The organism is Streptomyces sp. NPDC048560 (genome assembly GCF_040650955.1).
Classification (GTDB): Bacteria; Actinomycetota; Actinomycetes; order Streptomycetales; family Streptomycetaceae; genus Streptomyces.
On record NZ_JBEZIJ010000012.1, the window covers coordinates 195212 to 222202 of the forward strand.

The 26991-nt window shown below is 70.0% G+C and carries 21 protein-coding genes and 2 pseudogenes; 11 read left to right on the top strand and 12 right to left on the bottom strand.

From position 1 onward, the window contains the following. The first annotated feature begins 320 nt into the window (after positions 1 to 320). Entirely contained in the window at positions 321 to 836 is a 516-nt protein-coding gene (locus tag AB0C82_RS29430; protein ID WP_362847657.1) for a hypothetical protein, read from the top strand. A gap of 112 nt (positions 837 to 948) precedes the next feature. Then, the gene (locus tag AB0C82_RS29435; protein WP_362847659.1) at positions 949 to 1278 is read left to right on the top strand and encodes a contact-dependent growth inhibition system immunity protein; all 330 of its coding nucleotides are present in this window, start codon (positions 949 to 951) and stop codon (positions 1276 to 1278) included. Positions 1279 to 1589: 311 nt separating this feature from the next. On the opposite strand, the gene AB0C82_RS29440 is transcribed toward AB0C82_RS29435, so the two are convergent. Next, on the bottom strand, positions 1590 to 2081 hold the full coding sequence (locus AB0C82_RS29440) for an Rrf2 family transcriptional regulator (RefSeq protein WP_362847662.1): 492 nt from the start codon (positions 2079 to 2081) through the stop codon (positions 1590 to 1592). Positions 2082 to 2205: 124 nt separating this feature from the next. Between AB0C82_RS29440 and AB0C82_RS29445 the strand changes: the two genes are divergently transcribed. Next, a complete protein-coding gene (locus tag AB0C82_RS29445; RefSeq protein WP_362847664.1) occupies positions 2206 to 2955 on the top strand; it encodes an NAD(P)H-binding protein in 750 nt (249 codons plus the stop codon). A gap of 80 nt (positions 2956 to 3035) precedes the next feature. Here the strand turns inward: AB0C82_RS29445 and AB0C82_RS29450 are convergent, their stop codons facing one another. The 3 genes from AB0C82_RS29450 to AB0C82_RS29460 all read right to left on the bottom strand — a co-directional run bounded on the left by AB0C82_RS29450 (position 3036) and on the right by AB0C82_RS29460 (position 5897). After that, positions 3036 to 3665: a dihydrofolate reductase family protein gene (locus AB0C82_RS29450; RefSeq protein WP_362847666.1), complete on the bottom strand. Its 630-nt coding sequence runs from the start codon at positions 3663 to 3665 to the stop codon at positions 3036 to 3038. A gap of 224 nt (positions 3666 to 3889) precedes the next feature. Continuing rightward, positions 3890 to 4684, bottom strand: coding sequence for an SDR family oxidoreductase (locus AB0C82_RS29455; RefSeq protein ID WP_362847668.1), 795 nt, complete (start codon positions 4682 to 4684; stop codon positions 3890 to 3892). Positions 4685 to 4880: 196 nt separating this feature from the next. Next, a complete protein-coding gene (locus tag AB0C82_RS29460; protein WP_362847671.1) occupies positions 4881 to 5897 on the bottom strand; it encodes a LacI family DNA-binding transcriptional regulator in 1017 nt (338 codons plus the stop codon). Between the two features lie 327 nt (positions 5898 to 6224). Here AB0C82_RS29460 and AB0C82_RS29465 point away from each other — a divergent pair, with 327 nt between their 5' ends. The 7 genes from AB0C82_RS29465 (at position 6225) to AB0C82_RS29495 (ending at position 15430) form a co-directional block, all read left to right on the top strand. Next, positions 6225 to 7538: an extracellular solute-binding protein gene (locus AB0C82_RS29465; RefSeq protein ID WP_362847674.1), complete on the top strand. Its 1314-nt coding sequence runs from the start codon at positions 6225 to 6227 to the stop codon at positions 7536 to 7538. A 182-nt stretch (positions 7539 to 7720) separates the two neighbouring features. Further along, positions 7721 to 8776, top strand: coding sequence for a sugar ABC transporter permease (locus tag AB0C82_RS29470; protein WP_362847677.1), 1056 nt, complete (start codon positions 7721 to 7723; stop codon positions 8774 to 8776). Further along, positions 8773 to 9702, top strand: a complete 930-nt coding sequence (locus tag AB0C82_RS29475) for a carbohydrate ABC transporter permease (RefSeq protein ID WP_362847679.1) — start codon at positions 8773 to 8775, stop codon at positions 9700 to 9702. Before AB0C82_RS29470 ends, AB0C82_RS29475 begins: the two co-directional genes overlap by 4 nt. 106 nt (positions 9703 to 9808) lie before the next feature. Continuing rightward, positions 9809 to 11221 (top strand): GH1 family beta-glucosidase, encoded by a 1413-nt coding sequence (locus tag AB0C82_RS29480; protein WP_362847974.1) that lies wholly within the window; start codon positions 9809 to 9811, stop codon positions 11219 to 11221. Positions 11222 to 11414: 193 nt separating this feature from the next. Continuing rightward, positions 11415 to 11867, top strand: a complete 453-nt coding sequence (locus AB0C82_RS29485; protein WP_362847682.1) for a DUF6098 family protein — start codon at positions 11415 to 11417, stop codon at positions 11865 to 11867. 174 nt (positions 11868 to 12041) lie between these two features. Continuing rightward, positions 12042 to 13355: an ATP-grasp domain-containing protein gene (locus AB0C82_RS29490; RefSeq protein ID WP_362847685.1), complete on the top strand. Its 1314-nt coding sequence runs from the start codon at positions 12042 to 12044 to the stop codon at positions 13353 to 13355. A 29-nt stretch (positions 13356 to 13384) separates the two neighbouring features. Next, entirely contained in the window at positions 13385 to 15430 is a 2046-nt protein-coding gene (locus AB0C82_RS29495) for a CocE/NonD family hydrolase (protein WP_362847687.1), read from the top strand. Positions 15431 to 15650: 220 nt separating this feature from the next. Here the strand turns inward: AB0C82_RS29495 and AB0C82_RS29500 are convergent, their stop codons facing one another. Together AB0C82_RS29500 and AB0C82_RS29505 are read right to left on the bottom strand one after the other, a co-directional pair. Next, positions 15651 to 16076 (bottom strand): hypothetical protein, encoded by a 426-nt coding sequence (locus tag AB0C82_RS29500; RefSeq protein WP_362847690.1) that lies wholly within the window; start codon positions 16074 to 16076, stop codon positions 15651 to 15653. Positions 16077 to 16273: 197 nt separating this feature from the next. After that, the gene (locus AB0C82_RS29505; protein ID WP_362847693.1) at positions 16274 to 16702 is read right to left on the bottom strand and encodes a Fur family transcriptional regulator; all 429 of its coding nucleotides are present in this window, start codon (positions 16700 to 16702) and stop codon (positions 16274 to 16276) included. Between the two features lie 299 nt (positions 16703 to 17001). Here AB0C82_RS29505 and katG point away from each other — a divergent pair, with 299 nt between their 5' ends. Beyond that, positions 17002 to 19230 carry a catalase/peroxidase HPI gene (katG, locus tag AB0C82_RS29510; RefSeq protein WP_362847696.1) on the top strand — a complete coding sequence of 743 codons (2229 nt, stop codon included), beginning with the start codon at positions 17002 to 17004 and terminating at the stop codon, positions 19228 to 19230. 125 nt (positions 19231 to 19355) lie between these two features. On the opposite strand, the gene AB0C82_RS29515 is transcribed toward katG, so the two are convergent. From AB0C82_RS29515 to AB0C82_RS29540, 6 genes and pseudogenes are all read right to left on the bottom strand, one after another. Then, positions 19356 to 20387: a hypothetical protein gene (locus tag AB0C82_RS29515; protein ID WP_362847699.1), complete on the bottom strand. Its 1032-nt coding sequence runs from the start codon at positions 20385 to 20387 to the stop codon at positions 19356 to 19358. Next, positions 20384 to 21685: an MFS transporter gene (locus tag AB0C82_RS29520; protein WP_362847701.1), complete on the bottom strand. Its 1302-nt coding sequence runs from the start codon at positions 21683 to 21685 to the stop codon at positions 20384 to 20386. The genes AB0C82_RS29515 and AB0C82_RS29520 overlap by 4 nt, the downstream gene beginning before the upstream one ends. Positions 21686 to 21828: 143 nt before the next feature. Beyond that, the gene (locus AB0C82_RS29525) at positions 21829 to 23106 is read right to left on the bottom strand and encodes a discoidin domain-containing protein (protein WP_362847977.1); all 1278 of its coding nucleotides are present in this window, start codon (positions 23104 to 23106) and stop codon (positions 21829 to 21831) included. A gap of 12 nt (positions 23107 to 23118) precedes the next feature. Next, positions 23119 to 23964 (bottom strand): annotated as a pseudogene (locus AB0C82_RS29530) (chitosanase); the annotation flags it as partial. 301 nt (positions 23965 to 24265) lie between these two features. Next, a pseudogene (locus AB0C82_RS29535) lies at positions 24266 to 24541 on the bottom strand (beta-galactosidase); the annotation flags it as partial. A 237-nt stretch (positions 24542 to 24778) separates the two neighbouring features. Beyond that, positions 24779 to 26989, bottom strand: coding sequence for an MMPL family transporter (locus AB0C82_RS29540; protein WP_362847704.1), 2211 nt, complete (start codon positions 26987 to 26989; stop codon positions 24779 to 24781). Positions 26990 to 26991: the final 2 nt, after the last annotated feature.

Below are 26991 nucleotides of genomic sequence, written 5' to 3' on the forward strand. Positions count from 1 at the left end.
CGACGGCCCGACGGCCCGACGGCCCGACGGCTCGACCGGAGCCGTCGCCTACCTGGACCACCTGCCTGGGGTGCTTCGGTCAAGCTTCCCGTCCCGGGAGCGCCGCGTCCACGGTGTCGTACGGGACGGCCGGTGCTGCGGGGCTTCGCCCACGGCCCACAGGCCCGATGTTCACCGGCAGTTCAAGCTGCCAGGAGGGTTGAACCAACGCGCAAAAACTATCGTGGACGCCGTCCGGCCCACAGAGAACCCATACACACGGGGCATTTCGGCGGAGTCATCGGGGGAGCCAGATGATCAGGTACGTCCACCATCAGCTGATGGGTGTGGTGTCGGCTCTGTGCGCCAGCGCCTTGAGCGCACCGGTGGCGTTCGGCGTGCGGGGGGAACTGCCGGTCGTCGACGACACCGTGCGGAAGGTCGCCCTCGTCGTTGTCGGATGCGGCCTGCTGTTCGGCCTGTTGGAGGCATCCCGTCTCAGGTGGATCGGTCTGGTTCGCGACTTCGACGAGGCGGTGCCGCTCAAGGATCCCGAAACGGTGCTGCCCGCCGACTACTCCGTGGGCCCTCTCCTCTTCAACTGGCGCTTCCTGCCAGTGATGTTGGTTCCTGCACTGGTCATCGGACTGGCTGTGAACCCCTGGCTGACACTGGCCCCCTTGGCCATGGCCATGGACTGGTTGATACGGGCCGGAATCGCGGCATCCTGGGAGAGGAAGCACGCTGCGCTGCTCTGGCGGGAGCACATACAGAGCGTGCCGTGGGAGCTGTCGTACACACCGCTCGGGGCGCCCCCAACGGCAAGCCGGACCACCGTCGGCGCATCACTCGGGTGATCACCCCCGGCGGTTTCCCATCCATGGTGTCGAAAGGGTACGGGCACCAGCGGTCGGGCAGCCGGTCGCCGGTGAGCCGTGTCGTGCTGCGGCCAGGGACGAGAATGAGGCCATGGACCGCCTCCTCCACCTCGACCGCACTCTCGACGACCTCGATCCACCGCGCTGGGCGGCGCCCGCTGCCGACGCGACGCATCTGGTCCGCAGAGTGCATGAGCTGCGGCGTGTGCCGCTGAGCGAGCTGCGCCCGGCGGATCTGCGCACCCTGCTCACGCAGCGGGTGGCCCTGCCGTTCGTCCTGCCGCCCGCGGTGCGCCTGCTGCTCGAACGCCCGCTGCTGGACGCGTACTTCTACGAGGGGGACCTGCTGCTCTCGGCCGTCGGCGTCCCGGCCTCGGCCTGGACCGTGCTGCTGACCTCGCGGCGCGGCTGCGCGCCGTGATCGCGGGCCTGCCGGACGCAGCGGTCCGCGATCTGCCACGCGGCGCCGCGAACGAGCTGGCCCGCTTCGTCGCCGGCCCGGGACAGTTTCACTGACCGATCCGGGGTGGCGGTGGCCGGCGCCACCGGTCGGGCCTGGGGGACGAATCCGGCGGAGTCGACTCCGATTCGCGCTACTTCACACCGTCAGGCTCGTCGACGGGTCCACCGAGTGAGTGGAGACCCCCACCGACGAGGAGCGGCGCGGGCACAGCACCATGCGTGCGACGGCGGCCTGCGGGGCGGTGGCGGCGGCCGGCCGCACCGTACCTCTCAGTCGCGGGGGGTGCTCGCCCCGTTGAGCCACGTACCTATGCGTGGCAGGGCTTCGGGCCCGCTGTCCGTTTCCACCGAGCCCACGAGGTCCGCTATGGAGACGGTCTGCAGCGATGCCCGCCAAGCGGCGTCGGCGGCAGACATCGCGCGTGCGATGGGGCACGGCTTCGTGCAGTCCTGGGGCGGCGTCCCGAAGGGCCCCCGTTGGCGAATCTCGGTGCACACGAACGCCGGGTCCGCCCCGTCGACGGCCTGCACGACATCGAGGACCGTGATCGCGGTCGCCGCCCTGGTCAGGACGTATCCGCCGGTCTTGCCCTGCACGGACTTCACCAGGCCCGCCCGGGACAGGGCCTGCATCTGCTTGGCCAGATAGCTGGGCGAGACGTCGTGCAGCAACGCCAGCCGGGCGGCCGGGACAGGCTCGGTCGCGGCGGTCAGTACGACGCAGCAGTGCAGCGCCCATTCGACGCCACCGGACAGTTTCATGCGCGCTCCTATTTGACTCAGACACAGACTATCCGAGTATTATCTCGGATATCAGCTGTCCGGGTTAGAGCGCGCGTCACTCGGCCTTCGCCACTCGGTACGCGACTCGCAGAAGGGCTCGATCATGAAGATCACGGTCATCGGCGCCACCGGCCTCATCGGTTCCCAGCTCGTCACCGCACTCCGCTCGGCCGGACACGAGGTGACACCCGCGTCACTGTCGACCGGTGTCGATCTGCTCACCGGTGCGGGCCTCGACCAGGCACTCCAGGGCGCGGACACGGTCGTCAACGTGACGAACTCCCCCACGTTCGACGAGGCCTCCCCCGACTTCTTCCGCACCACCATGGGGAACCTGCTGGCCGCCGGTGAACGGGCGGGCGTCGGCCACCAGGTCATCCTCTCCATCGTCGGGGTCGACCAGGTGCCGCAGCTGGACTACTACCGCGCGAAGACCCTGCAGGAGGACCTGTTGCGGCAGGGTCCCACCGCTTACTCGATCGTGCGCGCCACCCAGTTCTTCGAGTTCGTGGACGCTGTCATGTCCTGGACCGCGGACGACCGCACCGTCCGGCTGCCCTCCACCCCCGTGCAGCCCATCGCGACCGCCGACGTGGTCGCCGCCCTCGCGGACGTCGCCACCGGCCGGCCGCTCAACGGCACGCTCGACGTCGCCGGGCCCGACGTTTTCGCCCTCGACGAGCTCGGCCGCCTCACGCTGTCCACGAGGCGGGACGACCGCACGGTCGTCACCGACGAGCAGGCCGGCATGTTCGCCGCGATCGAAGGTGACGTCCTCGTCGCCGGTCCCGCAGCCCGCTTGGCCCCCACCTCGTACAAGGACTGGCTGGCCACGCCTCGCCGGACGGTATGACCCCTCGCGACGGGACCGGGCCGGTCGGGGCCGGTCCGGATGCCGGCCCACGCGGCCTCGCCCGGGTCGGCCCGGGTCCGTCAGCGGCGGATCAGCCGGGCGTGCGTGACGGCCGGTGAGCTGACCATCTCCTCGACCCGGTAGCCGTCGATCCGGTCACCGAGGTTGTCGAACAGGCGCTCGCCGCTGCCGATGAGGATCGGCGCGATGACCAGATGCATCTCGTCGACCAGCCCCGCTCGCACGTACTGCTGGATCGTGGCCGCTCCACCGCCGAGACGTACGTCCTTGCCTTCAGCGGCCTCGTACGCGCGCTGCAGCACGGTCTCCAGGGGCTCGTCCGTGAAGTGGAACGTGGTCCCGCCCTCCATCGGCTGCGGCGGCCGCAGGTGGTGGGTGTGGACGAACACGTCGTGGTGGAACGGCGGATTGTCACCCCACCAGCCCGTCCAGGACTCGTCCGGCCACGGTCCGCGCACCGGCCCGAACATGTTGCGGCCCATGATGGTGGCGCCGATGTTGTGCTCGCCGCGTTCGACGTATTCGACGTCGATCCCGCGCCTGCCCTCGGCACGTTCCCGCAGCGCGGCGAACATCCACTCGTGTGCGATCTCGAAGCCCTCTCCGAGCGGTTCCTCCAGACGCTGGTCGGGACCGGACGCGAAGCCGTCCAGCGAGATGGTGACGTTGTGGACGCGCAGCTTGGGCATGGCCTTCTCCTTCGTGCGGCTGGCCGGACGGACGGCGTCCGGCCGGTAGCGCGGGCGCCGCTCCTTGCCCTCGTCAGTACGTCGAACGAGGCACGGCCGGATCGACACGTCCCGGCGAATTCTTCCGAGGATCTCCCCGGGGCGAGCGGCCTACGAGCACCGGTCACGACATGGCCCGAGGGTCACGGGTCACGGCTCACGGCTCACGGCTCACGGCTCACGGCTCACGGCAGGATGGAGTCCACGTATCCACCGTCCACCCTGACCGCTCCTCCCGTCGTGGCGGAGGCGAAGGCCGAGCTGAGGTAGACGACCATGTTCGCGATCTCGTCGGGCTCGATCAGCCGCTGGATGAGTGACTGAGGCCGGTGCTCGCGCATGAACGCGCGCTGCGCCTCGTCCCAGGGGAGGTCCTTGTCCACCAGCTCGTAGACGAAGTCCTCCACCCCACCGGTGTGGGTGGGGCCCGCGATCACCGAATTGACCGTGACTCCCGTCCCCGCCGCCTCCTTAGCGAATCCGCGCGAGACCGCGAGGAGTGCCGTCTTCGACATCCCGTAATGGATCATTTCGGCGGGGATGACGACAGCGGAGTCGCTGGCGATGTTCTGGACACGCCCCCAGGAACGTTCCATCATGCCCGGCAGGTAGCTGCGGATCATGCGGACCGCCGACAGCACGTTCACCTCGAAGTACCGCCGCCATTCGTCGTCGCTGATGGTGAGCGCGTCCTCGGCACCGAAGATTCCGAGGTTGTTGACGAGGATGTCCACGCGCGGCACGGCGCCTACCACCCGTTCGGCGCCCTCGTCCGTGGCGATGTCCCCGGGCGCCGACACGAACCGGGTTCCGGGGTCCTGCCGGCTCAGCCGTTCCACCGCGTCGGCGACGGATGCCTCCGTACGGCCGTTGACGGCCACGCGTGCCCCCGCCCGGGCCAGGCCCGACGCGATGGCCGCTCCGATGCCCTGGGTCGATCCGGTGACCAGGGCGGTATTCCCTGTGAGGTCGATCAGCACCGTCGGTCCTTCCCGAAGAAGCGCGCCCGCGAGCAGCGCTGCGGCTGTCCGGTACCGCGCACCGGATCACGGCACGAGGCCGGAGCCGCAATCCTCGCAACATGCGCGCCCGAACCGGTGGAGGCGGCGGGTGTCGGCGTGACGCAGGTCCGCGCGTAGAACGCCTGCTCGACCGGCGGAGCCGTCGCCTGCGCCGTCAGGACGACTCGCGGACCACCAGCTCGGTGGGCAGCAGCACACAGCGCCGGGGCATCTCGGGATCCTCGATCTCCTCCAGGAGCATCTGGGCGATCGTGCTGCCGATCTCCTCGACCGGCTGACGGACGCTGGTGAGGGACGGGTTCGTGTGGCGCGCGATCAGCGAGTCGTCGAAGCCGACCACCGCGATGTCGTCCGGAACCCGCTTGCCCCGCGCCCGGAGCTCCAGCAGCACACCGGCCGCCATCACATCCGACGCCACGAACACCGCGTCCAGGTCCGGGACCCGGGCGAGCAGGTCGACCATGGCCCGGCGTCCGCCCTCCTCGGTGAAGTCTGCAACGGCCACCAGCTCCTCACCCGGCGACCGGCCCGCCTCGGTCAGGGCATCGCGCCATCCCTGGAGGCGGACACGGCCGACCTCCATGTCCAGCGGCCCGGTGATCGTCGCGATCCGTTCCCGGCCGCGTTCGATGAGGTGGCGCACGGCTGCCACCGCCCCTCCGAGGTTGTCGGAGTGCGCGTGACTGAGCGGTTCGGTGTCCGAGCGCCGCCCTGCCAGGACGGTGGGCAGGCCCAGGGCCTCCAGCAGATCCGGCAGGGGATCGTCCCGGTGGACCGAGACGAGGAGTACCCCGTCGACCCGGCGGGCCGTCACGGTCTCGGTCAGCAGGTCGAGCTCGCTCTTGTCCCTGACCAGCACGAGCTGCAACTGCGTCTGCGTCGCGGCCAGTCCGGTGCTCACACCCCGGATCACGGCGGAGAAGTAGGGCTCCGCACCCAGCCGGCTCTCCGACTCGGGGATCACGAGGGCGATCGAGTTGGTCCGGCGTGTGACGAGTCCCCGCGCCACCGAACTCGGTACGAAGTTGAGCTCCGCGATGGCCGCTTCGACGGCGGCCTTCGCCTTGTCGCTCACCAGCGGTGAGCCGTTGAGGACGCGGGACACCGTCGTACGCCCCACCCCTGCCCGTGCGGCGACGGTCTTGATGGTCGGCGGCCGACCGGTGCCCATGTGCCCTCCCCCGTGTCCCGCGCCGCCGGCGCGTTCGCTCCGCGCCGTCAGGCACGCTCCGGGCGCCCGGAAACGGCGCTCGCCAGCGCATTCTGCCAGACCGCGTCCGACTTCCCCCAGCCACATCAGTTGAACGCAACGACCTCTTCTGAAATGAGTTCGTTTCAACTTCTTGACACAGGGCGGGGAGTTAGCCAGTCTTCACGGCACGTCGGTGGGATCGATCCCACCACGATTGGAATCGATCCCACTTCACGTTTCGAGCCGCAGCGTGGACCGGACGAACGGATATTGCCGTGCGCCGGAGCCGCCGCTGGGAGGACTCTCATGCGCATATCCCGAACGCTGTCACGGTCGCGAGCGACCGTCGCGGTCTCGACCATCGCTGCCCTCGGCCTGCTCGCGGGCTGCTCGGAAGGCAGCACATCCTCCACCGGAGGCGGCAAGAAGGACGGCAAGGTCACCATCACGATGGGCCTGTTCGGCGTCATGGGCTTCAAGGAGACCGGGCTCCTCGAGCAGTACGAGCGCGAGAATCCGGGGGTGACCATCAAGGCGGAGATCGCCGGTGACGAGCAGACGTACTACACCGCGCTCCAGACCCACCTCGCGGGCGGCAGCGGCCTCAAGGACATCCAGGGCATCGAGGTGGGCCGCGCCAAGGAGATCGTGGACACCCAGGCCGCCAAGTTCGCGGACTTCGCCAAGACCGAGGGCACCGGCCACTTTCAGCCGTGGAAGCTCAACCAGGTGACCACACCGGACGGCAAGGTCCTCGGACTCGGTACGGACATCGGCCCGATGGCGGTCTGCTACCGCAAGGACATGTTCGAGCAGGCCGGGCTCCCCACGGACCGGGACGAGGTCGCCGAGCTGTGGGCGGGCGACTGGAACAAGTACGTCGAGACGGGACAGAAGTTCAAGGACGGCTCGAAGAACAGCAAGCTCGCCTTCATGGACAGTTCCACCGGGCTGTTCAACGCCATGATCTACGGCGCCTCCGAGCAGTTCTACGACAAGGACGGGGAGCTCATCTACGACAAGAACCCCGTGGTGAAGGAGGCGTGGGACCTGGCGGCCGAGGCCGGCACCTCAGGCATGACGGCCAAGCTGCGCCAGTTCCAGCCGGGCTGGGACCCGGGCCTGGCCAACTCCACCTTCGCCACCACGGTGTGTCCGGCGTGGATGCTCGCCCACATCAGTGAGAAGGCGGGGCCCGCCAACAAGGGCAAGTGGGATGTCGCCAAGGCACCGAAGGGCGCCAACTGGGGCGGCGCCTTCCTGGGAGTCCTGGACAAGAGCCCCGTCAAGGCCGAAGCGCAGAAGCTCGTGGCGTGGCTGACCGCTCCCGCCCAGCAGGCCGCCCTGTTCAAGGGGATCGGCAACTTCCCCTCCTCGAAGGAGGCACTGGCCCAGCCTGAGGTCTCGGGGGCGAAGTCGCCGTACTTCAACGACGCGCCGATCGGTGAGATCTTCGGCGCGGCCGCCAACGAGATCCCGGCGGAGCAGGTCCTCGGCCGCAAGGACGGCACGATCAAGGACACCTTCTCGCAGGGGCTGCACCTGATCGAGTCCAAGGGCAGGAAGCCCTCCGAGGCGTGGGACACGACGGACGAGCGCATTCGCAAGGCCGTCGGCTGACGTACGCCGCGTGCCGGGCCCGGGCCTCGTAGCGCCCGGGCCCGGCCACCTGCGGCCGGACGGCCCTCCCCGCCGGGTGCGGGCGGGGCCGCTCCGGCCGCCGGCTCCCTCAACGACACCCGCGCCGCCCAGCGGCGGCCGCCACACGCCCAGTTCAGTTCTCCCTCAGGAAGGAGGCCGCAGTGGTCACCTCCACCTCCGCCCACACCCCGGCCCCCGGTCCCGCCGGGCCGGTAACCGGCGCCCCGCCCGGCCCCGGTCGCAAAGTCCCCGGTGACAAGGACCGGCCCCGGCAGCGACGGCGCAACCTGCTCCACCGGCTCGACCTGCGGGGCGCACCGTACGGTTTCGTCGCCCCGTTCTTCATCGTCTTCGGCGCCTTCAGTTTCTACCCGCTGATCTACACCTCGTGGATCTCGCTGCACAAGGTCGAGCTGGCCACCATGGACCTCATGGAGTGGCGTGGTTTCGCCAACTACACGGCGCTGTGGGCCGATGACCGATTCTGGAACGCGCTCGGCAACACGATCACCATCGGTGTCATCTCCACGGTGCCCCAGTTGCTGATGGCGCTCGGCATCGCCCATCTCCTCAACTACTCGCTGCGCGGCTCGACCTTCTTCCGCGTCGCGGCCCTGACGCCGTACGCGACATCCGTAGGTGCCGCGGCGCTGGTGTTCACCATGCTGTTCGAGCGCGACTTCGGGATGATCAACTGGTTCATCGGGATGTTCGGCGTGGAGAACATCGACTGGGAGGGCGACAAGTGGCCTGCCCAGATCGCGATCTCGACCATCGTCATCTGGCGCTGGACCGGCTACAACGCCCTTCTCTACCTGGCGGCGATGCAGGCCATCCCGCGTGACCGCTACGAGGCGGCGGCGATCGACGGGGCCTCGCGCTGGCAGCAGTTCCTCACGGTGACCGTGCCCGGGATCCGGGCCACGATCGTGTTCACCATCGTGCTGTCGACGATCGGAGCCACGCAGCTCTTCGGCGAGCCGCTGATCTTCGGACAGGGACCGAACGGAATCTCCGGCGGGGCCGACAACCAATACCAGACGCTCGGACTGCTGATGTACGAGGAGGGCTGGAAGAACTACCAGATGGGCCGGGCCTCGACCATCGCGTGGGCCATGTTCCTGATTCTGGTCCTGGCCTTCGTCCTGCAGCGCCTCATCAAGAGCGCGGCCGGCCGGTCCCGTACCTCACAGGGAATCAGGAGCGGAAAGCGATGACCACCGACAGTCTGCGGGGTGCGCCCGGGCGCACCTCGAAGAGCAAGCCGTCCGTCGCCCCGTTCCGCAGCGGCTCCCGGCTCCCCTATCTCAAGGTCAAGGCGGGACGTCAGCACCACGCGGGGCCCGTGGCGTACGCCCTGCTCGGCCTCGTCGCACTCGTGTCCCTGTTCCCTCTGTACTGGACGATGGTCGCGGCATCGACCGACAACACGCGGGTGACCCAGACACCGCCACCGTTCCTGCCCGGCCCCAATCTGTTCACCAACCTGAGCAGGGCCTGGACGGAAGCGGCGCTCGGCAAGGCGATGCTCAACAGCCTGATCGTTGCGGGCAGTATCGCCACGGCCACCGTACTTTTCGCGACCCTGGCCGGATTCGCCTTCGCCAAGCTGCGGTTCTCGGGCCGCAACGGGCTGCTGACCCTCGTCATCGGCACGATGATGATCCCGCCGCAGCTCGGTGTGGTCCCGCTCTTCATGATGATGAGCGACCTGGGCTGGGGACAACGGCTGCCGGCCGTCATCTTCCCGACCCTGGTCAGCGCCGTCGGCGTGTTCTTCATGCGGCAGTACCTCATGGAGTCGATGCCCGACGAGCTCATCGAGGCCGCCCGCGTGGACGGCGCGCACTCGCTGCGGATCTTCTGGAGCATCGTGCTTCCGGTGGCCAGGCCGGCGATGGCCGTGCTCTTCATGATCACTTTCGTACACGCGTGGAACGACTTCTTCTGGCCGTTCATCGCGCTCAACATGGACAACCCGACCGTGCCGGTCGCCCTCACCCAGCTCAGCGCCGGTTACGTGCGCGACCAGTCGCTGATCATGGCGGGCGCGCTGCTAGGCACGCTCCCCCTGCTCGTGATGTTCGTCGTCCTCGGCCGCCAGATCGTCGGCGGCATCATGCAGGGCGCCGTCAAGGGCTGAGCCTCCGAGCCTCCCCCTTACCCAGTTCCCCCTCCCCCCTCTCCCGTTTCACACAAAAGGATTCACCGTGGTCACCGCCCCCTCGCGCCTCACCCATTCCGCCCCCCTGCCCGCCCAGCCGTCACTCGTCTTCCCGCCGGACTTCCTCTGGGGGACGGCCACCGCCGCCTACCAGATCGAGGGGGCCGCGGACACCGACGGGCGGACGCCGTCGATCTGGGACACCTACGCGCGCACCCCCGGCAAGGTCCGCAACGGCGACACGGGGGACATCGCGACGGACCACTACCACCGCTGGCCCGAGGACGTGCAGATCATGTCCGACCTGGGCGTCGGCGCGTACCGGTTCTCCGTCTCGTGGTCCCGCGTACAGCCCACCGGTCGCGGGCCCGCGGTGCAGAAGGGGCTCGACTTCTACCGCCGCCTGACCGACGGTCTGCTGGAGAAGAACATCCAGCCGGTGGCGACCCTCTACCACTGGGATCTGCCGCAGGAGCTGGAGGACGCCGGCGGCTGGCCCGAGCGTGCCACGGCGGAGCGTTTCGCAGAGTACGCAGGCATCGTCGCGGAAGCGCTCGGTGACCGGGTGAAGACCTGGACGACGCTCAACGAGCCCTGGTGCAGCGCGTTCCTCGGTTACGGCTCCGGGGTGCACGCCCCCGGGCGCACCGACCCCGTCGACGCCCTGCGGGCGGCCCACCACCTCAACCTCGGCCACGGCCGGGCCGTGCAGGCGATGCGCGCCGTCCTGCCGTCCGATGCCCGGATGTCCGTCACGCTCAACATCCATCAGGTGCGGTCGCTCACCGGCAGCGCCGAGGACATCGACGCGGCCCGCCGTATCGACGGGGTCGCCAACCGTGTCTTCACGGGCCCGATGCTCCGCGGCGCCTATCCGGCCGACGTACTGGCCGACACCGCCCACCTGACGGACTGGTCGTTCGTCCGGGACGGCGACACCCAGGACATCCGGCAGCCGCTGGACTTCCTGGGGGTCAACTACTACACGCCGACCCTGGTCTCCGCCGCGACGGGCGAAGGCGTCCACCACTCCGACGGTCACGGCGTCAGCGAGCACAGCCCGTGGCCCGGCGCCGACCGGGTCGCTTTCCACCGCCCGCCCGGCAGCACCACGGCGATGGGCTGGGCGGTCGACGCGAGCGGTCTGTACGACCTGCTGCGGGACCTGAAGCGCGAGTTCCCGTCGCTTCCCCTCGTCATCACCGAGAACGGCGCCGCGTTCGACGACTACGTCGACCCCGCGGGCACCGTTCACGACCCGGACCGCATCGCCTATCTGCAGAGTCACCTCGCCGCGGTGCACCGCGCGATCGCGGACGGCGTGGATGTCCGTGGCTACTTCCTGTGGTCGCTGCTCGACAACTTCGAGTGGGGCTACGGCTACAGCAAGCGCTTCGGCGCGGTGTACGTGGACTACCCGACCGGCCGTCGTACGCCCAAGTCCAGCGCCCGCTGGTACGCGGAGGTCGCGCGCACCGGAGCCGTACCGACCGACTGATCCGGCTGAACCGGCTGAACCGAGTGGTGCGTGCCCACGGCGGGGCACGCACCACTCGGCGTTTCCGAGGGCGGTGGCGAGCCCGGCCTGACCGATACGCCCGTTCGGGTACCCCCCGCCCCGTCCGCAGTTAACTCGGCCCGCTTCGGGGAACCGATGGAGAACGGTCGGTGCAGGCTGCGGACGAGGGGCTATGAGCGACGCGGAATCAATGCCCGTATTCGACTCCCTGGACGACCTGGCTGAACTGGTCGCGAGCCGGCGGGGTCTGTACGTGCGCTGGTCGCACGGTCCGGAGTGCGATCTCGAACTGGCATCCAGCAGGGACGGGCTCACGGGGCTCTCCCTGCCCGGACTGTCGGCGAACGCACTCGACGTCGAGATCTGGTGGGACGGCCGCTCGGTACGCACATGGGTGGCGCGCAGGCTGTACGACTACTCCCACCTCCCCCGCGTCAGGGCTCCCGGCACCCGGCCCTGGGTGCTGCACGGCACGGAGGCGGGACGCGGTCCGGACAACGAGCCTCTCGTCAAGGAGGTCGAGCCGCTGGCGTGGATCGGCGCCTGCGCCATCGGCGAGGCGTGCGAGGTGATCACCCATCAGCCGGGCCCGTGGGGCCCCATGCTGCGCAACGACTCGGCCTGAACAGGCGCCAACCGCGGGTGCCCGGGGCGCCGGGCGGGCCGGTCCTGCTCGCTGCGGAACCACCCCTGTGCTGCCGGGCGGAGGTGTGAAACGCGCTGTGCGAGGAACGCGCCCAGTGCACGCCATCGACGGCGCGCCGCATCGCGCAACCCGCGAAGGAGGCGAGTGAATCACATGTCCACGCAGCGCAGGAACATATTCGTGCTCGGTCTGGAAGAGGCGAATCTGAGAACTCTACTGGCCGTTCCCCGTGCCGACACGTACGCGTTACACCCGCTGCTCACGATCGAGGAACTGCAGATCGGGGAGGTGTCGGTGGCTGACCTGGCCGAGAAGGCGAAGGGCGTACTCGACGCCTTCGACGGCAGCATCGACGCGATCGTCGGCTACTGGGACTTCCCCGTGAGCACGCTCGTGCCGATGCTGAGCGAGCACTACGGCACGCGCAGCACGGACCTGCGGTCCGTCGTCAAGTGCGAGCACAAGTACTGGAGCCGCCTGGAGCAGCAGAAGGTCATCGAGGAGCACCCGCGCTTCGGCCGGGTCGACATGGAGGCGGACGATCCCCGACCGCCCGAGGGCATGCGATTCCCGATGTGGCTGAAGCCCGCCCTGGCGTACTCGTCCGAGCTCGCCTTCGGTGTCAAGGACCAGCAGCAGTTCCGTGAGGCGGTCGAGGAGATCCGCGCGGGGGTCGCCAGGGTGGGACGCCCCTTCGAGTACATCCTCGACCGGCTCGACCTGCCCGAGGAGATGGCCGGTGTCGGGGGCCAGGTCTGCCTGGCCGAGGAGTCCCTCACGGGACTCCAGGTCGCTGTCGAGGGATACGTCCACGACGGCGAGGTCACCGTCTACGGCGTCCTGGACTCGATCAACTATCCCGACTCCTCGAGCTTTCTGCGCCACCAGTACCCTTCGGCCCTGCCCGAACCGGTGGTGCGCCGCCTGCACGACATCTCCGGACGGGTGATGCGCCAGATCGGCATGAACGCGGCAACCTTCAGCATCGAGTACTTCTACGATCCGCGGACCGACGCGATCGGCCTGCTGGAGATCAACCCCCGGCACTCGCAGTCGCATGCGGAGCTGTTCGCGTACGTCGACGGCGTCCCCAACCACCACTGCATGATCAGCCTGGCACTCGGCGAGGACCCCTCGTTCCCGCACCGGGCCGGGCCGTACGCGATGGCCGCCAAGTGGTACCACCGGTGGTTCGCGGACGGGGTGGCGCACCGCGTTCCCTCGCGGGCGGACATCGAGCGGATCGAGCGCGAGATTCCGGGCGTCCGGGTCGACGTGGTGCCCGAGGAGGGACAGCGCCTCTCGGACACCGCGCAGCAGGACACCTACAGCTACGAGATCGCGCACATCTTCACCGGCGGGGACAGCGAGAAGGAACTGCGGGTGAAGTACGACCGCTGCGTGGCGGCCCTGGGCCTGGCCTTCGACGAGACCACGCCGGGCGGGCGCGACCTGAAGAACGGCTGACAGACCAGCGAGAGGAGCGGTACCGCCGTATGCGATGCGTGAGCAACCTGCCGCACGAGACGAAGGAAGAAGAGCACGTCGTCGTCCCCCTGTCCGACGGGACACGCCTGTCCGCTAGGATCTGGCGTCCGGTGTCATCGGACGACGAGCCGGTGCCCGCGGTGCTGGAGTACATCCCCTACCGCAAGCGGGACCTGACCGCCGTGCGCGACTCCATCCACCATCCGTACATCGCGGGCCACGGCTACGCGTGCGTGCGTGTGGATCTGCGGGGCACCGGGGACTCCGAGGGCGTACTGGCCGACGAGTACCTGGAGCGGGAACAGGCCGACGCCGAAGAGGTGCTGGCCTGGCTGGCCGACCAGCCCTGGTGCGACGGCTCCACGGGAATGATGGGCATCTCCTGGGGGGCCTTCGCCGCGCTGCAGACCGCGGCCCGCCAGCCGCCGAGCCTGCGTGCCGTGGTCATCGCGTCGTTCACCGACGACCGGTACGCCGACGACATGCACTACATGGGCGGCACGATGCTGTCGGACAACCTCGCGGAGGCGGGGACCATGTTCGCGTACGCGACGTGCCCGCCGGACCCCGCCGTCGTCGGGGACCGGTGGCGTGACATGTGGCACGAGCGGATGGAGCACACCGAGCCCTGGGTCCTGAAGTGGCTGCGCCACCAACGCCGCGACGACTACTGGCGGCACGCGTCCGTCTGCGAGGACTACACGGCCGTGCGCTGCCCGGTGCTCGCGTCCAGTGGCTGGGCGGACGGCTACTCCAACGCCGTGATGCGCCTGCTCGGTCATCTGGACGTTCCGCGCAAGGGGCTGGTGGGCCCCTGGTCCCACACGTTCCCGCATCTCGGTGAGCCGGGCCCCGCGATCGGCTATCTGCAGGAGGTCGTGCGGTGGTGGGACCACTGGCTCAAGGACGTGGACAACGGGGTGATGGACGGCCCCATGCTGCAGACCTGGATGCAGGAGAGTGTGCCGCCCTCCACCTCGTACGAGGAGCGCCCCGGACGCTGGGTCGGCGAGCCGTGCTGGCCCTCGCCGCACATCAAGGCGGTCGCGCATCCGCTGTCGCGGCACCGCATCCTCAGGCCCGGCGATCCGGAGCCCGCGGGGGACGGCGACGGTACGGGCGACGCCACGACGGTGCAGTCACCGCTCTCGGTGGGCCAGTTCGCCGGCAAGTGGGCCTCGTACAACGCCCCGCCGGACCTGCCGTACGACCAGCGCGAGGAGGACGGCGGTTCGCTCGTCTACGACACCGGGCCGCTGGAGGAAGCGGTGGAGATCCTGGGGTCACCGACGGTCGAGCTCGACCTGTCCGTGAGTGAACCGGTGGCCATGGTCGCGGCGCGCATCTCCGACGTGGCACCCGACGGCCGGGCGACGCGGGTGACGTACGGCCTGCTCAACCTGACACACCGCGACACGACCGGCGAGCCCGAGCCGCTGGAGCCGGGGCGCCGCTACCGGGCCACCGTGGAGTTGAACGGCGTGGCCCAGGTCTTTCCGCGCGGTCACCGGATCCGGCTGTCCCTGTCGACGTCGTACTGGCCGCTCGCCTGGCCGCCGCCGCGGCCCGTCCTGCTCAGCGTGTACGAAGGGTCGAGCACCCTGACGCTGCCGGTACGCCCGGTGGACGAGCCGGACGGTATGCCGCACCGCCCCTTCGGTGAGCCGGAGGGCGCGCCGCCCCTCCCCACCACCCGGCTGTCTCCTCCCGAGCAGCGCTGGGAGGTCAAGCGGGACCTGATCGGGTACGAGTCGGCACTGGAGATCGTCAAGGACCGGGGTACGGTGCGCATCGACGCGATCGGGATGGACGTCGGATGCCGGGCCTACGAGCGCTACACGGCCACCGCCGACGACTTCACGTCCGTCGGTGGCGAATCGGCGTGGACGATGCGCTTCGGGCGGGACGACTGGGACGTACGGGTGGAGACGCGCACCGAACTCCGGTGCAGTGAGACGGAGTTCCTGATCGACGCCACTCTCGACGGCTACGAGGGCGAGCGGCGCGTCTTCTCCCGCACCTGGAACGAGACAGTGCCCCGTGACCTGCTGTGAACGGACCGCAAGGGGGGCGCATCGCCCCCTCCAGGTCACCGGCGTGAAGAAGGCCGGTGGCTCGCGGCCCGCTCGTCGCGGCAGCTCGTCAAGGCGGGGCGTCGGAGGAGAGCCTGCCTGAACGCCACCGGCCGGTCGCGCGTCCGCCCCCGCCCCGTGGAGACGGGGCGGGGGCGGACGGCTGGTGACGTGCGGGCGGGAAGGGAAAGTTACTCCCTTCTCAGATCCGCCCGCGCGTGAGCCGGGTCAGCGGGCCGGCCGGCGGCTTCGCCGTCGAGCGGCCCAGGGCGAAGGCGGCACCGGCCACTCCGGCGACGCCCGCGGCCGCCCCGGTCACGACCCCCTTCTTGTGCTTGACGACCGTCCAGGCGGTGGTGGTGGCGGAGACCGCCTTCGTGGCGTTCTCCGTCACGGCCTGCTGCCCGCTGTGCAGCCCACTCGCCGCAGCGCGGCCGGCCCGCTTGGTGGCGCCGCCGGCGGACCTGACACCCTGCGACGCGGACTTCGCCGTGTCGCGCGCCGCGCGCTCGGCTCCGCTCGCAGCCGCCGCGGCCTTCGCACCGCTCGCCTTCGCCGTGTTCACCGTGCGCTGGGCCGTCGACCTCATGACGCCGGAATTCTTCGTGGTTCCGCTTTCAGCAGTCATGTTCGTCCTCCTTGCCTCTCCCTCTCGGGTGAAACAGCCGATGTGTCACGCTTCGTGAGCCTGGCTGACATCCGTGTGCCCACCGGCTCCGAACGTATGCGTGAAGGTCGTCAGCCCTGTGGGTTCCGGCCCTTTCCGAGCCGGGCCACAGTGGGACCACCGGCCTGGCGAACGGGCGTGCGGCCCGGACATCGGCGCTACCGGGGCGCCCCCGGCGCGTCGCACGACGGGCACGTTCCCCGATAGGTCACCTCGGCCTTGGAGACCGTGAATCCGAACCGTTCCTCCGCGGGGAGGCCGGCCAGCGGGTCACCGGTCGGATGGACGTCGCGGATGATGCCGCAGCCGGAGCACACGAGGTGCTGGTGCGGCCGGTGCGCGTTGGGGTCGTAGCGCTTGGCGCGGCCGTCGGTGGACACCTCCACCACCTCACCGAGAGCGACGAGCTCACCCAGGGCGTTGTAGACGGTGGCCCGGGAGATCTCCGGGAGCAGCCTCACCGCCCGGGCGTGCACCTCGTCGGCTGTGAGGTGCACATGGTCGCCGTCGAGGACCTCCGCAACGACACGCCGCTGGGAGGTCATCCGCCAGCCGCGCCCCCGGAGTCGCTCCAGAAGTCCGCTCATAAGGTTCACCTATCCGGTTCGGTGGGGTATGCCCGATTCAGGGGGTGTGCGTCTGCACATCCAGTGTCCGAGGAGGAAAGACTTGGTTCGCTTCTTGACTTGGATTGCGTCCATCGTAGGATCGGTTATGGCAATAGCCAAGGGACAGGAAGCGGCAGTGGCCACCACGACGTCAGGGCGATCGCTTCCGGGGCGTGTGATCGCGTGGGTCACTCTCCGTCCACCGGGGCCTGTCCCCCGGCTGTGCCTGTGCCCGCAGTTCCTGAGCAGTGTGATCCGCCCCGTCCGGAAGGATTCCCATGTCTGAGAACCACGACGCAATCGTCACCGACGCGAAAACGGAGGGCGAGGGCGGCTGCCCGGTCGCGCACGGGCGTGCCCCGCACCCCACGCAGGGCGGTGGAAACCGTCAGTGGTGGCCGGAGCGCCTCAATCTGAAGATCCTGGCCAAGAACCCCGCTGTGGCCAACCCCCTCGGTGCGGACTTCGACTATGCCGAGGCGTTCGGGGCCCTCGACCTTCCGGCCGTCAAGCGGGACATCGCGGAGGTGCTGACCACCTCGCAGGACTGGTGGCCCGCCGACTTCGGGAACTACGGCCCGCTCATGATCCGGATGGCCTGGCACAGCGCGGGTACATACCGCATCAGCGACGGCCGCGGTGGCGCCGGTGCCGGGCAGCAGCGCTTCGCGCCCCTCAACAGCTGGCCGGACAACGGCAACCTCGACAAGGCCCGCCGTCTGCTGTGGCCGGTCAAGAAGAAGTACGGCAAGAACATCTCGTGGGCCGACCTCATGATCCTCACCGGGAACGTCGCCCTGGAGTCGATGGGCTTCGAGACGTTCGGCTTCGGCGGCGGTCGCGCCGACGTGTGGGAGCCCGACGAGGACGTGTACTGGGGTCCCGAGACCACGTGGCTCGGGGACGAGCGCTACACGGGCGACCGCGAGCTGGAGAGCCCGCTCGGCGCCGTCCAGATGGGCCTCATCTACGTCAACCCGGAAGGCCCCAACGGCAATCCGGACCCGCTGGCCGCGGCCCGCGACATCCGCGAGACGTTCCGCCGGATGGCGATGAACGACGAGGAGACGGTCGCCCTCATCGCCGGTGGTCACACCTTCGGCAAGACGCACGGTGCCGGACCGGCGGAGAGCGTCGGCGCCGACCCCGAGGCCGCCCCGATCGAGGACCAGGGCCTGGGCTGGCGGAACTCCTTCGGTACCGGCAAGGGCGGTGACGCGATCACCAGCGGTCTTGAGGGCATCTGGACGAACACCCCCACCACCTGGGACAACAGCTTCTTCGAGATCCTCTTCGGCTATGAGTGGGAGCTCTTCAAGAGCCCTGCCGGCGCACACCAGTGGCGGCCGAAGGACGGCGGCGGCGCGGGCACGGTGCCCGACGCCCACGACGCCTCGAAGAGTCACGTCCCGACCATGCTGACCACCGACCTCTCGCTCCGGGTCGACCCCGCGTACGAGCAGATCTCGCGCCGCTTCCTGGAGAACCCGGCCGTGTTCGCGGACGCGTTCGCGCGGGCGTGGTTCAAGCTGACCCACCGTGACATGGGCCCGGTCGTGCGCTACCTCGGCCCGGAGGTGCCCAGCGAGACCCTGGTGTGGCAGGACCCTCTGCCGGCCGCGACGCACGAGCCCGTCGGCGCCGAGGACATCGCCTCCCTCAAGAGCCGGATCCTCGACTCGGGGCTGTCGGTGTCCCAGCTGGTGTCGACCGCGTGGGCGTCGGCCTCGTCCTTCCGCGGCAGCGACAAGCGCGGCGGCGCCAACGGCGCGCGCATCCGCCTCCAGCCGCAGAGCGGGTGGGAGGTCAACAACCCGGACGAGCTGGCCACGGTGCTGCGCACGCTGGAGGGCGTCCAGGAGGCGTTCAACAGCGCGGGCGGCGGCAAGCGGATCTCGCTCGCCGACCTGATCGTGCTCGCCGGCGCCGTCGGCGTCGAGCGGGCCGCGAAGGACGCCGGCTTCGACATCGAGGTCCCCTTCACGCCGGGCCGGGTGGACGCGTCCCAGGAGCAGACCGACGTGGAGTCGTTCGCCGCGCTCGAGCCGGCCGCCGACGGGTTCCGCAACTACCTCGGCAAGGGCAGCCGCCTGCCTGCCGAGTACCTGCTGATCGACAAGGCGAACCTGCTCACCCTGAGCGCTCCCGAGATGACGGTCCTCGTCGGTGGCCTCCGGGTCCTCGGCGCGAACTACGGGGGCTCGTCGCAAGGTGTCCTCACCGCGACCCCCGGGCGTCTGACCAACGACTTCTTCGTCAACCTGCTCGACCTGGGCACGGAGTGGAAGGCGACGTCGAAGGACGCGAACACGTTCGAGGCCCGCGACTCCGCCACGGGCGACGTCAAGTGGACCGGCAGCCGTGCCGACCTCGTGTTCGGCTCGAACTCGGAGCTGCGCGCGGTCGCCGAGGTCTACGCGAGCGACGACGCCGGGGAGAAGTTCGTGCAGGACTTCGTGGCAGCGTGGGACAAGGTCATGAACCTCGACCGGTTCGACCTGCGCTGAGCATGACGCCCGGGCCGGCGCGAGCCGGCCCGGGCGCCGTCCGCCGCTGAACCCTCATCGGCACCCCCGCCCCGGGCGCGTGACATTCCGCACCGGGGCGTCACCGTGCGCACACGCGGCCACCCTCACTCCGCTGCCGGAACCATGGAGGGCGAGGACGCGTCGCTCAGCAGCAGGCTCGGCGCGATGGCAGACGCACCGGCGGGGACGGTCCAGATGTCCGACGTGCCCTTCGTCCGCCCCGGAAGGGCGTAGGCGAGGGTCGAGTTGTCCAGCCAGGCCGCCTGGTCGTCGACGCTGCGGGTCTCGGCGACGGGAGTCTCCCGCATCGTCCTGAGGTCCAGGACGTGCAGGCGCCACGGGTCCTCGGTGCCCTGACGGACGCGTTTCTTGAAGGCGATCCGGGTGCCGTCGGGCGACAGGGACGGACATTCGGCGTTCCGGCGGAGCGTGCGGGCCTTCCACGTCTTCACGTCGCCCTCGACCAGGTAGGTCCTGCCCTTCGTGGCCACCGTCGCGTAGAAGCGGTTGTCGTCGTCCGCGAAGGTGATGCCCCAGTAGTTCACGTCCGGCGCGTGGTAGCGCCTGCCCTCCAGGTACAGCTGGAGGGTCTCCACGTTCTTGATCAGGTAGCCGGTCCGGGTGTCGAGGATCCCGCTCCTCGTCGAGAACGACGACGAGGCGTAGGAGTCGCCGCTGACGAACAGCGTCCACGCGACCATCCGGCCGGACGGGGAGACCCGTGCCCGGTTGGGGATGCCGCCGACCACGACGGTTCTGCGGGTGTCCAGCGCGCGGTCGAGGACGGTCACTTTCGTCTTCTGCGAGAGGCCCGGGTGGTGCGCGATACAGACGGCCGACCGCCCGCTCGCGTGGAAGCGGCCGCACGACAGACCGGTGCTCCTGCTCCGCGCCCCGTCGGCCGTACCCGTACCCGAGGGGCTGTACGGCGTGGAGAGCGCGGTGCCCCCTCGTGAGGCGTGGTACAGGCCGGGAGCGTTGTCGAGTGTCAGGCCCGGAGCGGCGGTGGCCGCCGGCGCCCGGCCGTCGCCGTCGGCTGCCGCGACCGTGTAGCCGACGGCGACGGCCGCCAGCACGGCGGTGGCCGCCGTGAGCGCGGTGATCCGCGCGCGGAGGGAGAGAGGGGGCAGGGTCATGAGCGCTCCGGGACGTCGAAGGGTGCGGGGGCGGCGGGTGACGGGGCGGCCGGCAGGAGTACGCGGGCGATGACCAGGACTGCGGCGAGGGCGGCGGTGGCGAGGACGAGTGCGGTGTCCATGCCCCAGACCGTCCAGACGGCTCCGAACAGGACGGACGCCAGGAGCCGGCCCACCCCGTGGCCGGTCTGCAGCAGCGCCATCCCGCCCGCGCGGCGGTCCGCCGGCACGACGGGACCGCCGAGGGCCATCAGCACCCCGTCGGTCGCCGCGTAGAACGTGCCGTGCAGCACGAGCACCAGGACGGTGAGCGGCAGGCCGGCCATCGGTGAGAACAGCGCGATGTAGACCCCGAGCAGCGCGACGTGCCCCAGCAGGTAGGGGACGCGGCGGCCGGTCCGGTCGGCTGCCCGGCCGAGCGGGACGGCGAGCAGGAGGTAGACGGCGGCGCTGCCGAGCGGCAGCAGAGGGAAGTACTCCACGTCGAGGGCGAGCCTCTTCTGCAGGACCAGGTAGAGGAACCCGTCGCCCACGCCGGCGAGGCCGAGCATCGTGGCCGTGACGAGGATCCGGCGGAAGGCGGGGACGTGGAGGAGCCGCAGGGTCTCGCCGAGCGTGGCCGCCGCCTTGCCCGGGGCGCGTGCGGGCGCCGCGTCGTGGCCGGGAACGAACGCGAGGAGGATCAGGACGCCCAGCAGTCCGAAGCAGAAGCTGACGACGAAGACGGCGTCGTAGGCGTCGACGGTCGCCCAGAGGATGGCGAAGGCGACGAGCGGACCGAGCATGGCGCCCGTGGTGTCCATCGCCCGGTGCACACCGAAGGCGCGGCCGAGGTCTTGTTCGTCGCAGCTCAGCGAGATCAGGGCGTCGCGCGGCGCCGTGCGTACGCCTTTGCCGACCCGGTCGGCCGCGAGAGCGGCGGACAGGGCAGGGGTGGAGCCGCCCGCGAACAACAGGCCGAGTTTGCAGACGGTGGACAGCGCGTAGCCGGTACCGGCGACCAGCCGGTGGCGCTGCCAGCGGTCGGCGGCGTGCCCGCCGGCGAGCCTGACGAACGCGGTGACACCGTTGTAGAGGCCGTCGAGGAAGCCGAACTGGAGGGGGCTGAGCCCCAGGCCCAGGACGAGGTAGAGGGGCAGCACGGCGGTGACCATCTCGGACGAGATGTCGGTGACGAGGCTGACCGCGCCGAGAGCGACGACCGTGCCCGTGAGGCGTCTTCGGCCGGCGGGCCGTGCGGGTGAGGGGGTCCGGGTGGGGCCGTCCGGTGGACGGGCTCTGCCGACGGCGAGGTACATGAGGACGCTCCTGGTACGCGGTGCCCGAGGTCTGGCTGCACAACCGGCGCTCCGGGCGGCTTCGTGGCCCGGACGTGGCCGGCCGCCGGAGCACGGCAGCCGGCCAAGCCGGACGGTGGGAGGGGCGGTGTCGGGTACGGACGTCAGTGGCAGCTGTACGTCGGGCCGGTGTCCAGGACCGTCCCGTCGGTGCCGACGAACTTCGAGGTGAAGCTCGTGTCGGTGAAGTCGAGCCGCATCACACCGAACTTGTCCCAGATGCGCTTCTGGCTGTTCTTCTGCACGGTGTCACCCTGGCCGTACAGGTCCTTGCCGCCCATGCCGCCGAGGACCTGGACGATGCCGTTGGGGTCTGCCTGGCCGTCAGGGCTCTGCGGGGCGAAACGCTCGTAGTGGTGGTCGTGGCCGCTCAGCACCAGCTCGGTGCCCGCGGCCCGCAGCATGGACCAGACCGGCTTGCTCACGGGGTCGTTGCCGTGGCTTCCGGAGCTGAACAGCGGGTGGTGGAAGTATGCGGCGACGCACTTCTTGCTGTTCCTGGCGAGGTCGGCCTTCAGCCAGTCGAGCTGTTCGCGCTCGTCGAACCGGTTGGAGTTCAGGGCGACGAAGTGCCAGTTGCCGTAGTCGTAGCTGTACCACATCTTGCCCTGCGGAGTGGCTCGGTCACCGAAGTACTGCCGGTAGGCGACCTCGTCCTGGTTGTTCCAGTCGTCGTACGCCTCGTGGTTGCCGGGCACGGGGTGGGTCTTGTCCTTGAACCGGCCCCAGGACTTGTCGTAGTAGTTGCGGAAGTCCTCGATGTGGGCGTCGTCGTACTGGTTGTCGCCCATGGTGATGTAGAAGGCCGGGTTGATCGCCATGGCGCGTGCGGCGGTCTTGAAGTGCTGGCATCCGGCATCGCTCTCGTTGCACTGGTCGGCGATGTCACCGGCGCCGACCACGGTGAACGCGCCGCTCGTGGGCGGGTCGGTGGGGCCGGGTGTGGTGCCCCCGACGGTGCCGTACACATCGGCCTCCCAGAGGGAGTACCCCCAGGCGGTGCCGCGTGCGGTCCCGTACACACGCAGGTACCGGCCCTTGCCGGCCAGACCGGTCCAGGTGTCTGTGCCGCCGTTGCCTGCGGTCTCGGTGGCGAGGCGGGTCCAGTCGGTGCCGTTCGCCGAGATCTCCAGCCGGTACTGCTTCGCGTACGCGGCCTCCCATTTCAGCTCGACGCGGGAGACGGATGCCCCTTCACCGAGGTCGACGCGGAGCCACTGCGGGTCCACGCCCTCGGCACTGGCCCAACGGGTGGTCGCGACACCGTCGACGGCCTTGCCGGGGGTCAGGGTGGAGTCCTCGGACGACGAGGCGGTGGCGGGCCTGCCCCGCGATATCAGCGCCTCGGTACCGGGCGGGTTGGTCGGTCCCGGGCCGGGCACGGGGTCGGTGTCGATGCGGAAGTTCTCGCCGTAGACGGCCCAGGCCAGCGGGGTGTTGAGGTTCAGGTTGCCGTTCCGCAGGAACACGCGCTGGGCTGTGTCGACGCGGCTGGTGTCCTCGTGTGCCGCCTCCTTCTTCATCTCCACGACACGGGCGTCGAGGAACGCGTCGAGGTACCGGGTCTCGTCGCCGCCCTCGGCCGGGGTGTCGGCGTCGTTCATGGCCTCGGCGCGGATGCTCTCGAAGCCCGACTGACCGTGCATGACGATCGCGTCGTAGTAGGCGAACTGGCCGAGCACCCGCAGTCCGTCGCTCTTGGCCCGGGAGACCGAGGGGCCGAAGTAGACGCGGTCCCGCTCGTGTTCCTGAGCGGCCCGGAACTCGGGGGTGGCCGCCGCCTGTTCCCAGGCGGTCGTGAAGCCGGGGTCGAGGCCCTCGTGCGAGTCGCTCCCGTCGACCTCGCGCAGGGCGGGGAGGTACTTGGCCAACGGGTTGCCGGGCACCTTGCCCGTGTAGTACTCGACGAGTTCGAGCATGTCGTGCGTGCCGGAGCAGAAGCCGATGATGCCGGCGGTGTAGCCGCGACCGTCGCCGATGTCCTCGATGTAGTCGAACTGCTCGCGCCACTGGAGCGAGGAGTTCTCGGCCGTCGAGACGATCTGCATGGCGATTTCCTTCTTCACCGGATCGTCGAGGCCGGCCGCCTCGGCCGCCTGTCCGGTGTTGAGGACGACCACGGCGGGGATCGCGGCCAAGGCCGTGGCCAGCACGATCCGCAGGCCGGTGCGCCGACGGCGGTGTGTGGGGCGGGGTGGTTGTTCCGGACGTGGGACGCGCCGGGAAATACGGCGGGGCATACGCATGCGCATGTGGTTCTCCGATCTCTCGCGATGTGCCGGACGCCGAACGCGCGGGAGCGTCGTGGAGGGTCGTCCGGACACAGCTCAGCCGGGGAGGTCAGCTCTGTTAGGAAAGTTTCCTTTCCATTGGCCGCGTCCATTGGAGCGTGCCGGCCCCTTCCCCGCAAGGGCCCCGACAGCGGTAATCCGGCTCAGGGCACGGGGAGTTGACCGATTCGCACAGGCGCGCGGGAATCGACGGCGGTGGCATCGCGCCGACATGGAGGGGCTACGTCCGGTATCTGCCCGGGTCAGCCGTGTCGGCGTGGCACCAGGGGCCGATCCGGGGGATGAAGTCGAGACCGGGGTGGGCGCACAGCTCGGCGAAGTGCCTCAGGTCGCGGTTGCCGTCGAACCGGATCCGGCCCTCGGTCTCCTCGTGGTGGATCCAGATCACGTACGCGGCGACGACGGTGATCCCGCCCGCCTTCATCTTGAGGAGCTCTTCCTCCCCCTGCCCTGCGGGGTAGCGCGTGAAGGGGAACTCGCCGGAGACGGGGAACCACGGACGGCCGCCCCGGGTGAGGTAGCGGCTCTGGAGGAGGCTCTGTCCATGCTGCCGCCGAGGGCCGCCTCTGCCGAGCTGTCGAGCGCCCGGACGAGGTGCTGCTCGGACGGACGCACCATGAGCCCGCGGCAGACCCCGAGTTGGGCTGGTGGCATCGCAGGTGCTGACCCGCGCACCCCGGCCGCTTGTCCGAACCCGGACGCCGGGGTGCGTACGCGGATCGGGAGTGCCTCATGCGCTCATGAGGCACTCCCGATCCACGCGTCAGTAGGTCGCGACCCGGTCCGTCTCCGGCGCGGTGGCGGTCGCACGGTGCTCCGGGACGCCGCCCGTCCCGGGCCGCGGGCGGACGGGCCACCACAGGCTCCGGCCGAGGAGGGCCGCGAGGGCCGGTACCAGCACGAGCGAGAGAACGAGCGCGGAGAGCATGATGCCGAGCGTCATCGCGAAGGCGACCTGTTCGCTTCCCGGGGTGGTGGCGAGCGTGGCGAAGGAGCCTGCGAGCACCAGCCCGGCCGTGGCGATCGCCGGTGTCGTGTGCCGCACCGCGCGGGCCACGGCGGCACGGGCCGGACCAGGTTGCCGCATCTCCTCGCGGATCCGGTCGGCGATCAGGATGTTGTAGTCGGTGCCCAGTGCCACGACGAACAGGAACAGCACCAGGGGGAGGGTGAAGTTGACGCCGGGCTCTCCCAGGACGTGCTGGAACAGCAGCGTGGCGGCGCCGAGGGTCGCGGCGAAGCCGAGCCCGACGGAGAGCATCAGGACCATCGGTGCGAGCAGACTGCGCAGGAGCAGCACGAGGATCAGGCCGATCAGCGCGGCCGCGACCGGGAACACGATCTTCAGGTCGTGGTCGACGGCGGTCGCGACGTCGGCGAAGATCGCCGCCGTGCCGCCTACGTGTGCGGTCATCGCGGCGGGCGTGTGCCGGGCGACCGCGGCCCTGATCGGTCCGGAGGCCAGGTCGCGGGCTTCCTGGCTCTGCGGGTCGGCGGTCGGGTAGACATCGATCCTGGCGGCTTGTTGGTCCTCGTTCAGGACCGTCCGTGCGACCTTGCCCACACCGTCGACCTGGGAGAGCGCGCGGGAGAGGCCGTCGAGTCCGGCCGTCGTGAGCGTGCCGCCGTCCGTGGTGGTGACGTAGACGCTCGTCGGGTCCGAGACCCCGGCCGGCAGTGTGCGGGAGATCTCGGCGGCGGTGGCCGCGGCGGGGGTCCGCTCACCGGAGTCGCCCCGGCCGTAGTCCATGCGGATGCCGGCCAACCCGGCCGCGAGGGCGGCGAGCAGGGCGACGGAGGCCATCAGCATCGTCAGCGGGCGTCGGGTGACCAGCGCGCCGAAACGGGCGGCACGTCCTTCGCCCGGCTTGTGGCGCAGGGCCCGGGACGGCCAGAACATCTTGCGCCCGGCGGCGGCGAGCAGCGCCGGCAGCAGGGTGAGGCTGCCGAGCAGCATCACCAGGACCGCGACGGCGATCGCGGGGCCCAGCGAGCGGAACTGTCCGAAGGTCGCCAGACCCAGTGTGGCGAACGCGGCCACGATGGTCAGAGCCGCCGAGGTGATCGCGGTGCCCACGCGGCCGGACACCTGCTCGGCCGCCTCACGGGCGGGCTGGTCGGGCCGGTCGCGCAGGTGCTCACGGAAGCGGAACAGGAGGAACAGCAGGTAGTCGATGCCGATGCCGAGCAGCACCACGTTGATCAGCCCAGGCGTGCCCGCGTCGAGTTTGCGCCCGGTGAGCAGCGCGGCACCCGCCACGGCTCCCAACGCGACGCCGCCGACGAGGGCGACGGCGAGCAGCGGGAGGAGGGCGGCCAGCACGCTGCGGAACACCAGCACGTTGAGCAGGACGATGAGCCCCATGATGAGGGCGCTCCCGACCTTCGCGGCGGTCTCGTGGGCGTCGGTGGTGTCGACGGTGTCGGCGAGGCCCCCGGTGAAGCCGGTGCGCATCCCCACCTCGGCGAACCGGTCCCGGGCGTCGTCACGGAAGGTCCGGTACACGCCCTGGACTCCCGCGTCGGAGGGATTTCCGGTCAGTTGGACGGAGAGCAGTTCGAAGCTCCGGTCGGGCGCCGTCATGGCCGGGGCCACCTTCGGCGTCTGGGAACGGTCAGGTACCAGGAACTGCGGGACGTCCTTCTCCCTGGGCATGACCACCCGGCGTTGCGCCAGCTTCGCGGCCTCGGCCTCGATGCGCTGCTTGTCGGCGGCGCCGAGTGACTTGCCGTCGGCACGGGCGACCAGCACCGTCACGATGGTGGCGTCGGGGTTCGCTCCGAACTGCTCCTGGGCGATGTGCAGTGCGGCAGCCGAGTCGTAGCTGCGGGGCAGGAAGTCCCCGGTCTGGTGCTGGGTGACGCGAGCGATCAGGAGAGGGGCGAGGGCGCTCAGTGCGACACCCAGCACCACCCAGAGGGCGATGACCTTCCACGGGTGTCTGGTGGAGAATCCGGTCAGGGCGCGGATCACGA